The organism is Erythrobacter sp. K21-9 (assembly GCF_055808355.1).
This window is the reverse complement of the sequence record NZ_CM147866.1, coordinates 1201831-1216231: the sequence shown is the minus strand read 5'-3', so window position 1 is coordinate 1216231 and position 14401 is coordinate 1201831. Positions and strand designations below refer to the sequence as shown.

Here is a 14401-nt window from a genome sequence, read left to right as displayed (position 1 = left end):
GATGATCCGATGACCGATGCCAGCACCCCCTTCCCCGAATGCGCTCATGGCTGTTCGCGCCGGGCGATAGCGCGAGGAAGATGGAAAAGGCGATAGCGAGCGATGCCGATGTAGCGCTGCTCGATCTGGAAGATTCGGTGACGCCCGAGAACAAGGCGGATGCGCGCGGTGCCGTGGTCGAGGCTGTTACCGGCGCGGTGGACCGTTCGCGCGTCTGGGTCCGGGTCAATCCGCTCTCGGGAGACTGGACCGAGGCCGATCTCGACGCGGTGGTCCCAGCTGCTCCCGGAGGTATCTTCCTGCCCAAGGCCGAGGGCGGTCATGATGTCGAGCGAATAGACGCGATGCTCACAGCTCGCGAGGTCGAAGCGGGGCTGGAAGTCGGCGCAATCCGGGTGGCGGCACTCGTGACCGAAACCGCCGCGGCGATGTTCACGACCGGCACCTATGGCGGCGCGCCGCGCCTTGTAGCGATGAGCTGGGGCGCGGAAGACCTCTCGAGCGAACTGGGCGCGCGCGAGCAGCGCAGGCCCGATGGCGAATACGCCCACGTCTACGAAATGGCGCGGAGCCTGTGCCTGCTCGGCGCGGTCAAGGCAGGCGTCGCGCCGATCGAAACGGTACAGCCCGAATTCCGCGACCTCGATGCACTGTCCGCCCGCGCGAGGAGCGTCCGCGCGCAAGGGTTTCGAGGGATGCTCGCGATCCACCCGGCACAGGTCGCTCCGATAAACGAGGCTTTCACGCCCAGCGCGGAGGAAATCGCCGAAGCGCGCGCCGTGATCCAGGCCTTTGCCGACAATCCGGGTGCGGGCACCGTTTCAATGGATGGCAACATGCTGGACAGACCGCATCTTGCCCTGGCTGAACGCGTGTTGGCCGAGGCCGGTGAGGTATAACAGGTTTATTGATTTTCCTACTATAACCATTTAGGTTAGCAAACTCGCGATTCACCCCCAATTGGAGCGCGACACATGGCTATTCTCGAAACCCTGATCGGACCGATCACCTCGATCATCGACAAGATCATCCCCGACAAGGAGGCCCGAGCCAAAGCCAAGCTCGAGCTCATGAAGCTGGAAGGCACACAGGAAATGCGCCTGATCGAGGCGCGCCTGCAGGCCATCGTCGCCGAGGCCAATTCGAAAGACCCGTGGACCAGCCGCGCCCGGCCCTCATTTCTCTATGTGATGTATTCGCTCATCCTGTGGGCGTTGCCAATGGGTCTGCTCGCCGCTTTCAACCCCGGCGCTGCGCGCGATATTGCAGCGGGCATGAACGCCTATCTCGGCGGCCTGCCAGAACCGCTCTACGCGCTCTTCGGGACCGGCTATCTCGGCTACACCGCCGCGCGCCAATGGGGCAAAGTGAAGGGCGTCGACAGATAAGCGCCGCAGCCAACAAGCAGCGCCAACTCCACTACATCCTCACGTAGTGCGAGTGGACCCAGCCGGTTTCAACCGGGACACCGCTGCCATCAAGCGCCGAGACCTGAAGCCACGCCCCGGCCTGGCCGAGCAATTCCAGCTTCGTACCGTCCGCGAGTTTCGCGATCACATCGTTGCTGGTGCTCGGTCCGGCGCGCAGGTTCAGCCCGCTCGCTGCATTGACAGTGGCATGGGCATCGCCATCATCGCCGCGCGATCCGAGCATGGCGTTGCGAAACCGCGTCATGTCGAACGCAGGACCCGGATCGTGCTTGCGCACCGGGGCGATATCGTCATGTCCAACGATCTCGTTGATAGCGTATTTTTCGACAAGCGCAGCGACAACTGCCCGCGCGCTTTCCATCTGTTCTTCGGAATAGCGCTCCCAGCCAATCGGCGTGCGCGATCCGTCCGGATTGCCGTTGCGATGCGCGGCGATGACAGGATCCGCAATCCGCGATCCGGTGTAGGACGCCCAGCCATCGCCTGAAGATTGCAATGGCCCCCAATTGGCGAGCTCGATGCCGATTGAATGCCGGTTCAAACCCTTGATACTCCCCCAGCGAGACCGGCCCGCATGCCACGCCACCTTGTCGAAGGAAACGCACTGAAGCACCGTGCCATCTCGGGCGATAACGACATGCGCCGACGCTGACGCATTGCGGTTCTTGAACCAGTTGGCCGATGACCGCGCCGAACTGCCCGCCGTGTAATGCATCACCACGATCTTGGGCGGTTTCGCAAAGTTTCCGCTGGTGTTGGGAGACTTGATCTGTTCGACCGGATTACCGTCTTTCTTCAGAATACCGCGTGCTATTGTCCAGGTGCTCGTGCTTTGAACAGGCATCGTCTCCTCCTCTTTCGATGTTCCAGTCCCGACCAATAACACAGCGGCCTACGCTAACTAATACGCAATTAAGTATTAGCTTTGTATCCCGGTGAGCGATTACAGTCGGGTGACTTTAATTAACACGCCTCTTAACCCATTCTGCGCGATGCGAAGGAATTTTAGCCCTTTTTATACAATTCGTTAGTTTCCTGACGAGCCAGGTTTCGAAAAAAATGGGTCAGCAATATCGGCTTGTCTTGATTGCTGACCCGCGAGACTTGCGTTCGGTCGAAGCGCTTCTCATCCAGCGCCTGTTCTACCCGAGCGAGAAATTTTGCACTTTGCATGTGCCGCGCTAAGCCCAGCGGATGACCAACACCGTCTATGTCCTCAACGGCCCCAACCTCAATCTTCTTGGCCTGCGTGAGCCTGAGATCTACGGCTCCACTACGCTGGATGAGATTGCAGGGATGCTGGAGGACCAGTCGCGCGAACTCGGCCTTGTCATCGACTTGCGGCAAAGCAATCACGAAGGGATGCTGGTCGATTGGCTGCACGAGGCGCAGGCAGAGGGAGCGCGCGCGGTTCTGCTCAATGCGGCTGCCTACACCCACACCTCCATCGCGCTGCTCGACGCGATCAGGGCCATCACAACTCCTGTTATCGAGGTTCACTTGTCGGATCCCAAGGTCCGCGAAAGCTTTCGCCACACCAGCTATGTGGGGATGGCAGCGGCGAAGACGGTGGAGGGCTACGGCCCCGATTCCTATCGCATCGCACTCGACGCCGTGGCGTCGGGCGAGGTCTGACCAGCCTAACAGATTGCAGGGTTTGCATCGATTGCCACTTGCCAGCCGCAATTCGCGTGAATAGTCACACCCCAAACTACACAAGGGGTATGCATGGCTACGAGTAAGCCGGCGGCTGGCAAGAAGTCCGGCATGAATATCGATGCAGCACTGGTCCGCGAGCTCGCCGAGCTTCTGAATGAGACCGGTCTAACCGAAATCGAAGTCGAGGACGACGATCGCAAGATCCGCGTATCGCGCGGCGGCGTGGCCGCAGCGCCCGTGATGGCTACAGCCCCTGCGCCTGCTCCGGCCGCTGCACCTTCACCGGCTGCTCCGGCTCCGGCCGAGGCACCGGGAGCAGATGATCACGCCGACGCCATGAAATCGCCGATGGTCGGCACGGTCTATCTCGCCCCCGAGCCCGGCGCGGCGAACTTCGTCAAGGTTGGCGACAAGGTCAGCGAAGGCGACACGATCCTGATCGTTGAAGCGATGAAGGTAATGAACCCGATCACCGCCGACAGGTCGGGCACGATCAAGGCGATGTTGGTCGACAACGCGCAGCCGGTCGAATTCGACCAGCCGCTAGCCGTCATCGCATAACCGGTACCGCAAGCATGAGCATTTCCCGTATCCTCATCGCCAATCGCGGCGAAATCGCGCTGCGCATCCACCGGGCGGCGCACGAAATGGGCATCGAGACAGTCGCGGTCCACTCCACCGCCGACGCCGATGCCATGCATGTGCGGCTCGCCGATCATGCCGTTTGCATCGGCCCGCCTTCTGCCACCGACAGCTATCTCAACGTTGCCAACATTATCTCGGCAGCAGAGGTTGCGCAGTGCGATGCGATCCATCCTGGCTACGGCTTCCTCTCGGAAAACGCGAAGTTCGCTGAAATAGTCGAGGCGCATGACATAGCCTGGATCGGCCCCAAGCCCGAGCATATTCGCACGATGGGCGACAAGGTGCAGGCAAAGAAGACCGCGGGCGAGCTTGGCCTGCCGCTGGTCCCCGGCTCCGATGGCGCGGTCTCCGATCCGGAAGAAGGCAAGAAAATCGCGGCCGAGATCGGCTATCCGGTGATCATCAAGGCTGCTTCTGGCGGCGGCGGGCGCGGCATGAAAGTGTGCGAGAGCGAAGACAAACTCGCCAGCCTGATGCAGGCCGCCGGTAATGAAGCGAAATCCGCATTCGGCGATGCCACAGTCTATATCGAGAAATATCTCGGCAATCCGCGCCACATCGAATTCCAGGTGCTCGGCGACGGAAATGGCAACGCGATCCATCTGGGAGAGCGCGATTGCTCGCTCCAGCGGCGCCACCAGAAAGTGCTCGAAGAAGCGCCCTCGCCCGTCATTTCGGACGAGGAGCGCGAGCGCATGGGCGAGGTCTGTTCCAAAGCGATGCGCGACATGGCCTATCGCGGCGCAGGCACGATCGAATTCCTGTGGGAAAACGGCGAGTTCTATTTCATCGAAATGAACACCCGGCTTCAGGTCGAACACCCGGTAACCGAAGCAATCACGGGTGTTGATCTGGTGCGAGAGCAAATCCGCATCGCCGATGGCAAACCGCTATCTGTCAGCCAGGACGAGCTGGAATTTCGCGGCCACGCGATCGAATGCCGGATCAACGCCGAAGACCCGTTCACCTTTGCCCCCTCCCCCGGCGAAGTAACCTATTACCACGCGGCGGGCGGACTTCATGTGCGGGTGGATTCGGGCCTTTACGCCGGATATCGCATCCCGCCCTATTACGATTCCATGATCGCCAAGCTGATCGTCTATGGCCGCACCCGCGAGGGCTGCATCATGCGCCTGCGCCGCGCGTTGGAGGAAATGGTCGTCGAAGGCGTGAAGACGAATATCCCGTTGCATCAGGAATTGCTGCGCCAGAACGATGTCCTGCACGGGGACTACTCGATCAAATGGCTTGAGGAATGGCTGGACGAGCGCGAAGCATAGGCACACTCACCCTCCATACATGCGGCGCCGAGCATCTTCGGGGGTTCGCCATCACCGCTTGACGGCGCACATGCGCAATCGCCTCATACTCCCGCAAGAAGCTGCTGCTGCATTTCTCCGCTGCCGAGTGCTTTGGTTACTCCGTCGTCACCGAGATCGTCAATCGCGCTTTGCAGGCAGCTCAGACGGTAGACGAAGGCGTCGTCTTCGACGTTAATCTCGCCTTCGCCGCCGAGCATTGTCGGGACGATCCTTGTGAGCAATGCCTGCCCGAATTCCGACAATTCCTCCGCATGAAACGGCTTTTTCTCGCCTGCCAGACCGTCCTGATCCGGATCGGCTGGGGCTGCCTGTTCGCGCCATTCAAGCGACAGGCAAGGGTCACCCTGTCCGTCAGCATCAATACTCCAGGTCACGGAGATCAGCGGCAGTTTCCGGCTTGGGATCGGGGTCTGCACAAGTCTCGAGGCGAGTTCCCATACGGCAAGGCTGATTTGCTGTGCACCTTGCGCTCCCACCTCAATGTCGGGGCCATCGACATGCAACTGCTTTCGCGGGTTCGAAAACAATGGCTCGATCTGGCGCTCGATCACGCGCTTAAGCCGTGCGGTCGATTGATCGGATTGCTCCATCACCGTCGAAGTTGCGATGGTCAGAGCGTTGATCCGTCCGCGAAGTTCGCGCAGAAAGCTTGCCGGGTGCTGGCTGGCATCTACGCCGGGCCGCGTCAGGGAAGACACGACCTGGATGAGCTTGCGGCTGCGCTGCACAGCGTCGCGCGCAACATAGGCGAGCCGCAAGTTTGCCTCTTCGAGCTCTTCGGTGCGTTGTTCGACCCGGTGCTCAAGCTCGTCACGCGCTTCGGTCAGTTCATCCAGCGTCGCATACAATTGATCGAGCAAGGCCTCGTGCCGGTCCGGTGTCGGAATGCGGACCAATGCCGGGATAAGGCGAAACAGCGCGATTGCGGTCGCGAGTGAAACCAATCCGGTCAGCAACTTAAGGGCGCCCATTAGCGGATAGATTGCGGTCCATAGAGTCACGATCGACATTGCATGGGTCACACCGCACAGCAGAATGAACGAAGCAAACAGTGTGACCAGGCCGCGGTGGCGAATATCGGGTCGCCTGCGCAAAACCATGAAAAGCGCAAGGGGGATGAGCATATACGCAAAAAAGATCAGCAGGTCCGATCCCGCCCAAAGCAGGACGAGCCACGGCTCCCACAACAGGCACATGCCATGCGGCATGTATTGCTCATATTCGAATAGCGCGTTCAATGGCTTAGCCCCCCTTTTTGCAAACCCTTAGCTGGCTTGCCTAGCGATCCTCTCCGTAATTTTCCCTCCGGTTGAATGCGTAGGTTGCCTCCAATCTGGTTGTGCTTGAGCGAGTAGGTGCGCGGGCTTATTGGAACATTCGGAACGCAGCGCCGGGCACCAATGCCGCCCGAAACCGTTGGCGCATCGTGAAACATGAATCCGTTATCAAGCCGCGCGCTGGCGAGGCTCATATTGGCAATCCTGCCGATTCCTCTGCTATCGCTCATTCCAAAGGAGTGACCGGCGGGGATGACGGCGTGGATCGCAAGACGCAGATCGTGGTGGTGGGCGGCGGAGCTGGCGGGCTGGAGCTCGTCCGCAAGCTGGGCGCGAAGTTCGGGCGCAAGCATCACGACATCATCCTTGTCGATCAGAATCTGAGCCACATCTGGAAGCCGTTGCTGCACGAGGTCGCCGCAGGATCGCTTGACGCCAATCTGGATGAAGTTGGCTACCGCGGACATTGCTACCGCTGGGGTTACCGGTTCTTTCAGGGCAGCCTCGACGGGATCGATCGCGCGGCGCAAACGATCAGCCTCGCCCCGATGTACGACAAGGACGGCACCGAAGTGATTGCCGGTCACACGATCCGCTTTGACTACCTTGTCCTTGCGGTCGGATCGATTTCAAATGATTTCGGCGTGCCCGGCGTCAAGGAGCATTGCATCTATCTCGATTCCCGCGAGCAGGCCGACCGGTTTCGCGCGCGCTTGCTCAACCATTGCCTGCGGGTAAGCCGCGCGATGATGGCCAATCCCGACGCTAATGAGCAGGTGAAAATCGCCATCGTCGGCGCGGGCGCAACCGGTGTCGAGCTAGCAGCCGAGCTATACAATGCGGCTGGGGCGCTGCGGCATTACGGGCTCGAAGTGTTCGACGAAAGCCGGCTGAACGTAACCCTGCTCGAGGCGGGCGGGCGTATCCTCCCTGCTCTGCCCGAACGGCTGTCCGATGCCGCCCGGCACGAGCTGACCGAGCTGGGCGTGGCGGTGAAGGTCGACACGCAGGTGATCGAGGCGCGTCCGCGCACCTTGCTGACGAGTTCGGGCGAACATATCGAGGCCGACCTTATCGTCTGGGCGGCAGGGGTGAAGGGCGCGGAGTTCCTCGGCACCCTCGGCCTCGAGACGAACCCGCGCAACCAGATCAAAGTGCACGGGACCATGCAAACGCTGACCGATGATCGCATATTCGCACTTGGCGATTGCGCCTCCTACGTGCCCGAAGGGGAAGATGCGCCCATCCCGCCTCGCGCTCAGGCCGCGCATCAGATGGCGAACACCGTTTACGACAACATCGTGCGATCGCTCAAAGGCAGGAAGCTCAAGACCTTCGTCTATCAGGACAAGGGTTCGCTGATCTCGCTCAGCCGCTTTTCAACCGTCGGGAGCCTGATGGGAAACCTCGTCGGCGGCAGCCTCGCCGTGGAAGGGCGCATGGCGCGCTTCATCTACACCTCGCTCTATCGCCTCCACCTGCTGGGTATCCACGGCTGGTGGAAAGGAATGGGACTGATGATCGTCGGGCGCGTGAACCGCATCATTCGGCCCAAGCTGAAACTGCACTGACCGCTAATCGAAGCTGAAACCCGCCGCCTTCGCCTCAGCGATGATTTGCTTGCCGGTCTTCATCGGGCTTTGCTGAACCAGATCGTACCAGTCCGGCTTTTCATCGACGAATATCTGCTGTTTGATGTCCCAGCCTTCGGGAAGATCGAACAGGCCTGCAAGGAATGTGCGATTGCCGGTCGGCTTGAACCGGTACCAGAGGTTGCTGCCGCACCTGGCGCAAAAGGCCCGTTCTGCCCACTCACTCGACTGGAACACCGAGATACTGTCGTCACCGGTGACGGTGGCGCCGTCCGATTCGAGCCCGGCATACATGGCCCCGCCCCATCTCGCGCACATTGTGCAGTGGCACACATCGATCTGTTTATGAGTGCGCTCGAGAGTGATCGACACCGCACCGCACAGGCAGTGGCCGGTCAGGTCGTCGTCCATGCGCGCGGTATCCTCTCCGGTCATAGACGCCATCTCATAGAGGCGCGCCAGGCACCTGTTTCGAAGTGCGGATTGTCAGCGAGGTTTTGACGCTTTCCACATTGGGCGCGGGGGTCAGCTTTCCTGTCAGGAATTCCTGAAAGCTTTGAAGGTCTTGGCTCACAATCTTGAGAATGAAGTCGATCTCGCCATTGAGCATGTGGCATTCGCGCACTTCGGGCAGGCCGGCCATGTGGTCCTCGAACTCGCGCAGCGCGCTCTCGGCCTGGCTTTTCAGGCTTACCATCGCGAAAACGGTAATCGCAAAGCCGAGCTTGGATGGATCGAGATCGGCGTGATAGCCGCGAATAACGCCGTCTTCCTCAAGTCCACGCACCCGGCGCAGGCATGGCGGTGCGGTCAATCCGACGCGCTGGGCAAGTTCGACGTTGGTAACTCGGCCTTCAGCCTGCAATTCTGCCAGCAGGCGCTTGTCGATCTCGTCTAGATTGGCCATTGGTGGGCAACTCCCCGTAGCGAACGCGGCGCCGCTCAATTGATCGCCGCTTTGCAATTAACCCGAAAGCGAAAGAACATGCCCGCAAGGATGCGCGCATCGCTAATATTATTAGGTTTGCCAGCAATTGTCCCGCTTTGCAACGCACTGTCACTGTTCACCTATAACAGATGCCGCATGGTGTAATGGCTATGATGGAATCGATGCGCCCGCATTATGGAGCGAGCCCATTGGATAGCTGGAGCCCCGATGTTCTTTGACGACCGCCTTGCTACTGTGTTGCGCCAGCGCGCCACGAGCGAGGCGGGCGCACGCGCGCAATTCCGGCAATTGCTGGACATCCTGGGCAACCGCAAGTTTGCAAGCCTGGATGAACGCAGCCAGAGCCTGGTCGCCGCCGCATGGCTGCGGATGGACAAGCTTGCCGAAGACATTCCGGCAGGGAACCGCGCCAAAATGATTCGGGAGGCCGGCTGGCGGTTTCGCAGCGCCGACCTTGCCGCCCATCTTGCCGAGCACGAACCCGAAGTGGCTTCGGCAGCTCTGGGCCGTGCGCAATTGACCGCCGAAGACTGGTCCGCGCTAATCCCGCGTCTGCCAGTGCGTGCGCGCGGTTTCCTGCGGCTGCGGCGCGATTTACCGGTGGATGCCGAGCAATTGCTCGAACGGCTTGGCGTGTATGATCGCGGCCTGCCGCGCCCGGCAGGCGAGCGGCAGGATGACCCTGCTGTGTCTGCCCCCGAGCCGGAAGCGGAACCCGGACCGACACCGGAGCCCGCACCGGCGCGCGAGCCTTGGCCGAGCGATGCCCGGAAGGCCGAGCCGACACCGCGGCAACCGGTTCGCACGATGGATCCCGCCGATTCAGGGCGGAGCGAAATCTCCGCGCTGGTCGAGCGTATCGCTCAATTCCGCCGCACCCGGGACCTTGCACCGACCGACACCGATCGCTCCCCTCGCCTTCCGCTGGGCGAAGTCGCTCAGCCCAGTGAGCGGATCATTCGCGCCTTTGGTTTTTCCGCCGATGCCAGCGGACGGATCGATTGGGCGGAGAGCGAAATTGCACCGATGGTGGTCGGCACTCGGCTGGTGAGGCCGCCGGTTCTTGGCGGCAATGACAGCGAGACGCCGCTCGAGCGTGCCTTTGGCCGCCGCCAGCCAATCGCAACCGGTGCGATGACGCTCAAAGGTTCGGAAGCGATCGCGGGCGAATGGATCGTCGATGCGCAGCCCTCCTTTACCGAAGAAGGCAACTTTGCGGGCTATCTCGGCCGGTTCAGGCGTCTCGGAGGCGGGGACGGCGACCGCATGTCTCCCGCTGCCCGCGAAGCCGACCGGATCCGTCAATTGCTCCACGAATTGCGCACCCCCGTCACCGCTGTGCAAGGTTATGCCGAGGTCATCCAGCAGCAATTGTTCGGCCCAGCACCGCACGAATACCGCGCTCTCGCCGCCGCCATCGCCGCCGACGCGGCGCGCATTCTTGCAGGCTTCGAGGAACTCGACCGACTGGCAAAGCTGGAAACCGGCGCAATTGAAGCGGAGGAGGGCGAGACCGACCTCACCGACCTCGTCGCGCGCGTCACGAGGCAGATTGGACAAGTCCTGCGCGCCCGCATGGCTGGGATCGATTTCGAACCCGAGGCCGCGGGCAAAGTCATCGTCGCGCTGGACAGCGACGACGCAGAAGCGCTCCTTTGGCGGCTGCTCGCAACCCTTGGCGGCTTGTGTGCATCGGGCGAAATGCTGGTTGCCGAGATCACTACGAAAGGCGGCGAAGCAGTGCTGACCTGCGATTTGCCCGCACAGTTGATTGCCGAAGAAGACGTGTTTGCCGCCGAGGCCAAGCCCGTCGACACCGCGATCAATGCCGGACTTTTTGGCGCCGGCTTCACATTGCGGCTCGCCCGCGCCGAAGCGCGCGGCGCTGGCGGAAAGCTTACCGTGAATGATGAAGCGGTGACGCTCACCCTGCCGCTCTTGACCGCCCTGCAGGCCCTGCCTAGCCAAGACGGGAAAGGAGACGCAGGCGCGCAGGCCTGATAACGTCTCTGGAGAGCATTTTCACCGGCCGCTCGGATAAAGCCGGCGGCCCTCACGCCCGGGAGGGCGATCAAGGATGGCACAAGGCTCTATTCTGGAGCCAGCCCCACCGGGCGGCGCTGCGACATTTGCCGATGGCTTCGGCAAGCGGGTCGTCCTGACTGTCGATACCGAGGAAGAGTTCGATTGGAACGCGCCGTTCCAGCGCGGCGGCTATAGCCTCGATCATGTCGACGAGATCGCGCGGTTCCAGGGCTTCTGCGAAGAGATTGGCGCGCACCCGGTCTACCTGGTCGACTGGCCGATTACGCAGCACGAAGCTGCGACAGAGATCATCGCCGATGCGGTCTTGCGCGGCAAAGCCGATATCGGGGCGCAGCTCCACAGCTGGGTCAATCCGCCGTTCGACGAGGAGCTCAGCCGGCGCAATTCCTTTGCGGGCAATTTGCCTCCTGATCTCGAAACGGCGAAATTCACTGCGCTTTTCGAGGCGATAGAGAGGGCGTTTGGCGTGCAGCCGCTCGCCTATCGCGGAGGACGCTACGGCCTCGGAGAAAGCAGCATTGCAATGCTCAAACAAGCGGGCGTCGCGATCGACATGTCGGTGCGCCCGCTGTTCGATTACAGCGACGAAGGCGGACCCGATTACACCCACCATCCGGTGCGGCCTTACTGGGCCGACCCGGACCGCAGCGTGCTGGAGCTGCCGATAACGAGCGTCTATTGGGGCGTGCTGCGTCAGCTCGGCAAGCGGTTGCACCGCGCCCAGCGCCATGTGCCGACCATGTTCGCAGCATTTTCAAGGCTTCATCTGCTCGAACGCATTGCCCTCACGCCCGAAGGTGTTACCCGCGAGGAGGCGCTGCGGGGTATCGACATTGCACTCGATGACGGGCTGCCGCTGCTGGTCATGTCGCTGCACAGCCCCTCGCTCGCGCCTGGTAATACGCCCTATGCAAAGACCCGCCACGACGTGGAATGCCTGTATGACTGGCTGCGAGAGACCTACGCCTATCTCCACCAGCGCGAAGTGACATCGGCGAGCCTGAAAGACATCATATCGGTACGTGCAGCGATAATTCGGTGATATCGAGCGCGCTTCGTGCTTGTGTCTCGCGATAGGCCGCTGTAGGGGCCTTCCTCGTTCGCGCCGCGAAGCGACGCTTTGGGACTTTGTGGGCCTGTAGCTCAGCGGTTAGAGCTGGCCGCTCATAACGGCTAGGTCGCGGGTTCGAATCCTGCCGGGCCCACCAAGGTCTCGAATGGGGCTCAGCCGGTGTCGCGAACGAACGAGATGAATGTCGGGGAGTGGCGCAGCCAGGTAGCGCACCTGTTTTGGGTACAGGGGGTCGGAGGTTCGAATCCTCTCTCCCCGACCATCATCTCTTAGGTTTTTGGCACAAACCGCACCGCTATGCCCCCTGACGATGCAAGTCCCGCCTCCAGCGCGCTTGCGGTCGTGACTTCGCGCTCTTCGATCACGTAATCGTACGGGTTGGTGTCCCAATGCGCATTGGCGCCGTCACGGTAGATCTGGGCTTTGTAGGTCACGCCGTCGTCGAGAAAATCGAGTGGGACGCTCAGATCACGCGGGCTCAGAATCGGTAACCGCACCCAGGAACCATTCGTCAGATCCCCGCGCCTGCCGTGCGATGGCGACGAACTGTCCGACCTCGCCCTGCAGCGCGATGCTTTCTTCCCAATCGGCGGCAACATCCTTGATGAATTGGAAGGCGTCCGGGCGCGCTTCGTAATTCTCCGGGAGGTCGGCTGCCATCTGGAGCGGCGAATAGAGCACCACGTATAACGCCAGCTGCTTGGCAAGCGTGGTCTGCGGGCGGTTGGAGGGATCGCCGCGTTGCATGTCTTCACGCAGGGGCGGTTTCTCATTCGGCTTCAGGTCGAAGATGCCGGGCGTAAAGTCCATGGGCCCGCTCAGCATCCGGGTGAAGGCCAGCGTGGAAACGTGCGAAGTGGGATTGGGCGGCGTTCCCCACGCGTTGAACTCCATGCCGCGTGCGCCTTCGCGGGTCATCCAGTTGGGATAGGTGCGGCGCAGGCCGGTGTCCTTCACCGGCTCATGCGCGTTTATCGAGATCTGCCGCTCGGCGGCGGCTTTCACGGCGCGCAGGTGATGACCCACCATGAACTGGCTATCGTGCCACTCATATTGCTTCACACCGTTTTCGTCGTACCGCACAATGTCGCCCGCATCGGCGACATAGCCGGTCTTGACCTGCGACACGCCGACACGCCGGTAGAGGTCGAAAGCGTCCTCCATTTGCGCTTCGTAATTCGCAACATTGCCACTGGTTTCGTGGTGGCCGATGATACGAACGCCCTTGGACAGGGCATAGGCGCCGAGCTCCTCGAGGTCGAAATCGGGATAGGCTTCGGTAAAGCTGAACAGCTCGCCATTATTGAACCAGTCGCCGTCCCAGCCAGTGTTCCAGCCTTCGACCAGCGCGCCTTTAAAGCCATGCTCGGCGGCGAAGTCGATATACGCCCGCGTATCCTCATTGTTCGCGCCGTGGATGCCGTCATTGCCCCACGTGCGGTCGCGGATATGCATCGCCCACCAGATGCCGACATATTTGCCGGGCTCCACCCATGACACATCGCCGAGTGTGTTCGGTTCGTTGAGGTTGAGGATGATGTCGGAGTTGATGAGCCCAACCGCCTTGGGAGCGACCTGGATCGTGCGCCAGGGCGATTTGAACGGAGCCTGCGTGTGGACCTTGATCCCGTCCGATCCGGCCCGCAGCGCGGCCTCGAAATTGCCGGGGCGAAGCGCGAGCAGCGACATGCCCGAATAATCGACCAGCGCGGCTTCGTGAATGGAGATGTGCAGGCCCGAAGGCTGGCGGAAGGTAACCGGCGTGTGCGCGTCATCGACCACGCCCGCCTTGCCGTCACGGTAGATGTATTCGTAGCGGTTGTACTGCCGGCTGGGCGTCCACCACGCTTCGGCTTCCGGGCCGATATTGAACTGCGTCAGCTCGCCCGTGATGCGCAGGTCACCTTCAAGCGCTTCCTGCTCGGCCAGCTCATAGCGAAATCCGATGCCGCTATCGAAGACGCGGAACCGCACCGTCATTGCCCGGTCCGGCCCCTCTTCGGCAGAGAACGTCACGGCGAGTTCATTGTGATGATCGCGCACGATGCGGCGCTCACCCCACGGCTGCCCCCAGCTGTCGTCATGGGCATTGCGGGCCGAAGCGGTAATCGCGAGGTCGTCCTCGAAGCCGTGATGATCGGCAAACAGCAGGCCCAGCCGCGCAGGCTCCATCGCCAACTCGCCGCCATGCGAAACACTATAGGTCGCATGACCGCCTTCGTCCGAGACGGTGACCGTGATAGCGCCATCGGGCGATGTCACTTCGAGCGTTTCGGCATGAAGCGGTCCGCTGGCCAGGGCGAAAAGCGCGCAGGCGCCCATGACACCAGATTGAATGTTCAGCATCGATTTCTCTCCCATCGATTTTGCAGCGTGCAGCCATTCATGCATTATGCAAATTTCTGCAAA

Annotated in this window: 14 protein-coding genes and 2 tRNA genes; 10 read left to right on the top strand and 6 right to left on the bottom strand. The window is 61.3% G+C overall.

The genetic code is table 11. The annotated features are described in order from the left end of the window. Positions 1 to 80 precede the first annotated feature (80 nt). Positions 81 to 899, top strand: a complete 819-nt coding sequence (locus AC0L39_RS06150) for an HpcH/HpaI aldolase/citrate lyase family protein (RefSeq protein WP_473261600.1) — start codon at positions 81 to 83, stop codon at positions 897 to 899. 75 nt (positions 900 to 974) lie between these two features. After that, entirely contained in the window at positions 975 to 1388 is a 414-nt protein-coding gene (locus AC0L39_RS06145; RefSeq protein ID WP_473261599.1) for a holin family protein, read from the top strand. A 31-nt stretch (positions 1389 to 1419) separates the two neighbouring features. Here AC0L39_RS06145 and AC0L39_RS06140 read toward each other — a convergent pair whose 3' ends face one another. After that, positions 1420 to 2274, bottom strand: coding sequence for an N-acetylmuramoyl-L-alanine amidase (locus AC0L39_RS06140; RefSeq protein ID WP_473261597.1), 855 nt, complete (start codon positions 2272 to 2274; stop codon positions 1420 to 1422). 350 nt (positions 2275 to 2624) lie between these two features. Between AC0L39_RS06140 and AC0L39_RS06135 the strand changes: the two genes are divergently transcribed. From AC0L39_RS06135 to accC, 3 genes are all read left to right on the top strand, one after another. Continuing rightward, a complete protein-coding gene (locus tag AC0L39_RS06135; protein ID WP_473261596.1) occupies positions 2625 to 3065 on the top strand; it encodes a type II 3-dehydroquinate dehydratase in 441 nt (146 codons plus the stop codon). Positions 3066 to 3158: 93 nt separating this feature from the next. Further along, on the top strand, positions 3159 to 3650 hold the full coding sequence (accB, locus tag AC0L39_RS06130; protein WP_473261595.1) for an acetyl-CoA carboxylase biotin carboxyl carrier protein: 492 nt from the start codon (positions 3159 to 3161) through the stop codon (positions 3648 to 3650). A gap of 14 nt (positions 3651 to 3664) precedes the next feature. Next, entirely contained in the window at positions 3665 to 5014 is a 1350-nt protein-coding gene (gene accC / locus AC0L39_RS06125; protein ID WP_473261594.1) for an acetyl-CoA carboxylase biotin carboxylase subunit, read from the top strand. Positions 5015 to 5097: 83 nt separating this feature from the next. On the opposite strand, the gene AC0L39_RS06120 is transcribed toward accC, so the two are convergent. Then, the gene (locus AC0L39_RS06120) at positions 5098 to 6294 is read right to left on the bottom strand and encodes an HWE histidine kinase domain-containing protein (protein WP_473261592.1); all 1197 of its coding nucleotides are present in this window, start codon (positions 6292 to 6294) and stop codon (positions 5098 to 5100) included. A gap of 299 nt (positions 6295 to 6593) precedes the next feature. On the opposite strand from AC0L39_RS06120, the gene AC0L39_RS06115 reads away from it, so the two are divergent. Next, a complete protein-coding gene (locus AC0L39_RS06115) occupies positions 6594 to 7904 on the top strand; it encodes an NAD(P)/FAD-dependent oxidoreductase (RefSeq protein WP_473262301.1) in 1311 nt (436 codons plus the stop codon). 3 nt (positions 7905 to 7907) lie between these two features. Here AC0L39_RS06115 and AC0L39_RS06110 read toward each other — a convergent pair whose 3' ends face one another. Beyond that, complete coding sequence (locus AC0L39_RS06110; RefSeq protein ID WP_473261590.1) at positions 7908 to 8369, bottom strand: GFA family protein; 462 nt, start codon at positions 8367 to 8369, stop codon at positions 7908 to 7910. A gap of 1 nt (position 8370) precedes the next feature. Then, positions 8371 to 8832, bottom strand: coding sequence for an Lrp/AsnC family transcriptional regulator (locus tag AC0L39_RS06105; RefSeq protein WP_473261589.1), 462 nt, complete (start codon positions 8830 to 8832; stop codon positions 8371 to 8373). A gap of 249 nt (positions 8833 to 9081) precedes the next feature. On the opposite strand from AC0L39_RS06105, the gene AC0L39_RS06100 reads away from it, so the two are divergent. From AC0L39_RS06100 to AC0L39_RS06085, 4 genes are all read left to right on the top strand, one after another. After that, positions 9082 to 10875, top strand: coding sequence for a histidine kinase dimerization/phospho-acceptor domain-containing protein (locus AC0L39_RS06100; RefSeq protein WP_473261587.1), 1794 nt, complete (start codon positions 9082 to 9084; stop codon positions 10873 to 10875). Between the two features lie 76 nt (positions 10876 to 10951). Beyond that, positions 10952 to 11962 (top strand): polysaccharide deacetylase family protein, encoded by a 1011-nt coding sequence (locus tag AC0L39_RS06095; RefSeq protein WP_473261586.1) that lies wholly within the window; start codon positions 10952 to 10954, stop codon positions 11960 to 11962. 90 nt (positions 11963 to 12052) lie between these two features. Beyond that, positions 12053 to 12128 (top strand) — tRNA-Ile (locus AC0L39_RS06090). Between the two features lie 49 nt (positions 12129 to 12177). Then, positions 12178 to 12254: transfer RNA gene (locus AC0L39_RS06085), tRNA-Pro, on the top strand. Positions 12255 to 12261: 7 nt separating this feature from the next. Here AC0L39_RS06085 and AC0L39_RS06080 read toward each other — a convergent pair. Further along, on the bottom strand, positions 12262 to 12489 hold the full coding sequence (locus AC0L39_RS06080; protein WP_473261585.1) for a glycoside hydrolase family 97 C-terminal domain-containing protein: 228 nt from the start codon (positions 12487 to 12489) through the stop codon (positions 12262 to 12264). Next, positions 12461 to 14338 carry a glycoside hydrolase family 97 protein gene (locus tag AC0L39_RS06075; protein ID WP_473261583.1) on the bottom strand — a complete coding sequence of 626 codons (1878 nt, stop codon included), beginning with the start codon at positions 14336 to 14338 and terminating at the stop codon, positions 12461 to 12463. The genes AC0L39_RS06080 and AC0L39_RS06075 overlap by 29 nt, the downstream gene beginning before the upstream one ends. Positions 14339 to 14401 lie beyond the last annotated feature (63 nt).

What these genes read in the sequence shown, in the direction of transcription:
- AC0L39_RS06110 (WP_473261590.1), bottom strand. Translation starts at nt 8,369, where the DNA reads ATGGCGTCTATGACCGGAGAGGATACCGCGCGCATGGACGACGACCTG.
- accC (WP_473261594.1), top strand. Translation starts at nt 3,665, where the DNA reads ATGAGCATTTCCCGTATCCTCATCGCCAATCGCGGCGAAATCGCGCTG.
- accB (WP_473261595.1), top strand. Translation starts at nt 3,159, where the DNA reads ATGGCTACGAGTAAGCCGGCGGCTGGCAAGAAGTCCGGCATGAATATC.
- AC0L39_RS06135 (WP_473261596.1), top strand. Translation starts at nt 2,625, where the DNA reads ATGACCAACACCGTCTATGTCCTCAACGGCCCCAACCTCAATCTTCTT.
- AC0L39_RS06145 (WP_473261599.1), top strand. Translation starts at nt 975, where the DNA reads ATGGCTATTCTCGAAACCCTGATCGGACCGATCACCTCGATCATCGAC.
- AC0L39_RS06100 (WP_473261587.1), top strand. Translation starts at nt 9,082, where the DNA reads ATGTTCTTTGACGACCGCCTTGCTACTGTGTTGCGCCAGCGCGCCACG.
- AC0L39_RS06075 (WP_473261583.1), bottom strand. Translation starts at nt 14,338, where the DNA reads ATGCTGAACATTCAATCTGGTGTCATGGGCGCCTGCGCGCTTTTCGCC.
- AC0L39_RS06140 (WP_473261597.1), bottom strand. Translation starts at nt 2,274, where the DNA reads ATGCCTGTTCAAAGCACGAGCACCTGGACAATAGCACGCGGTATTCTG.
- AC0L39_RS06095 (WP_473261586.1), top strand. Translation starts at nt 10,952, where the DNA reads ATGGCACAAGGCTCTATTCTGGAGCCAGCCCCACCGGGCGGCGCTGCG.
- AC0L39_RS06150 (WP_473261600.1), top strand. Translation starts at nt 81, where the DNA reads ATGGAAAAGGCGATAGCGAGCGATGCCGATGTAGCGCTGCTCGATCTG.
- AC0L39_RS06105 (WP_473261589.1), bottom strand. Translation starts at nt 8,832, where the DNA reads ATGGCCAATCTAGACGAGATCGACAAGCGCCTGCTGGCAGAATTGCAG.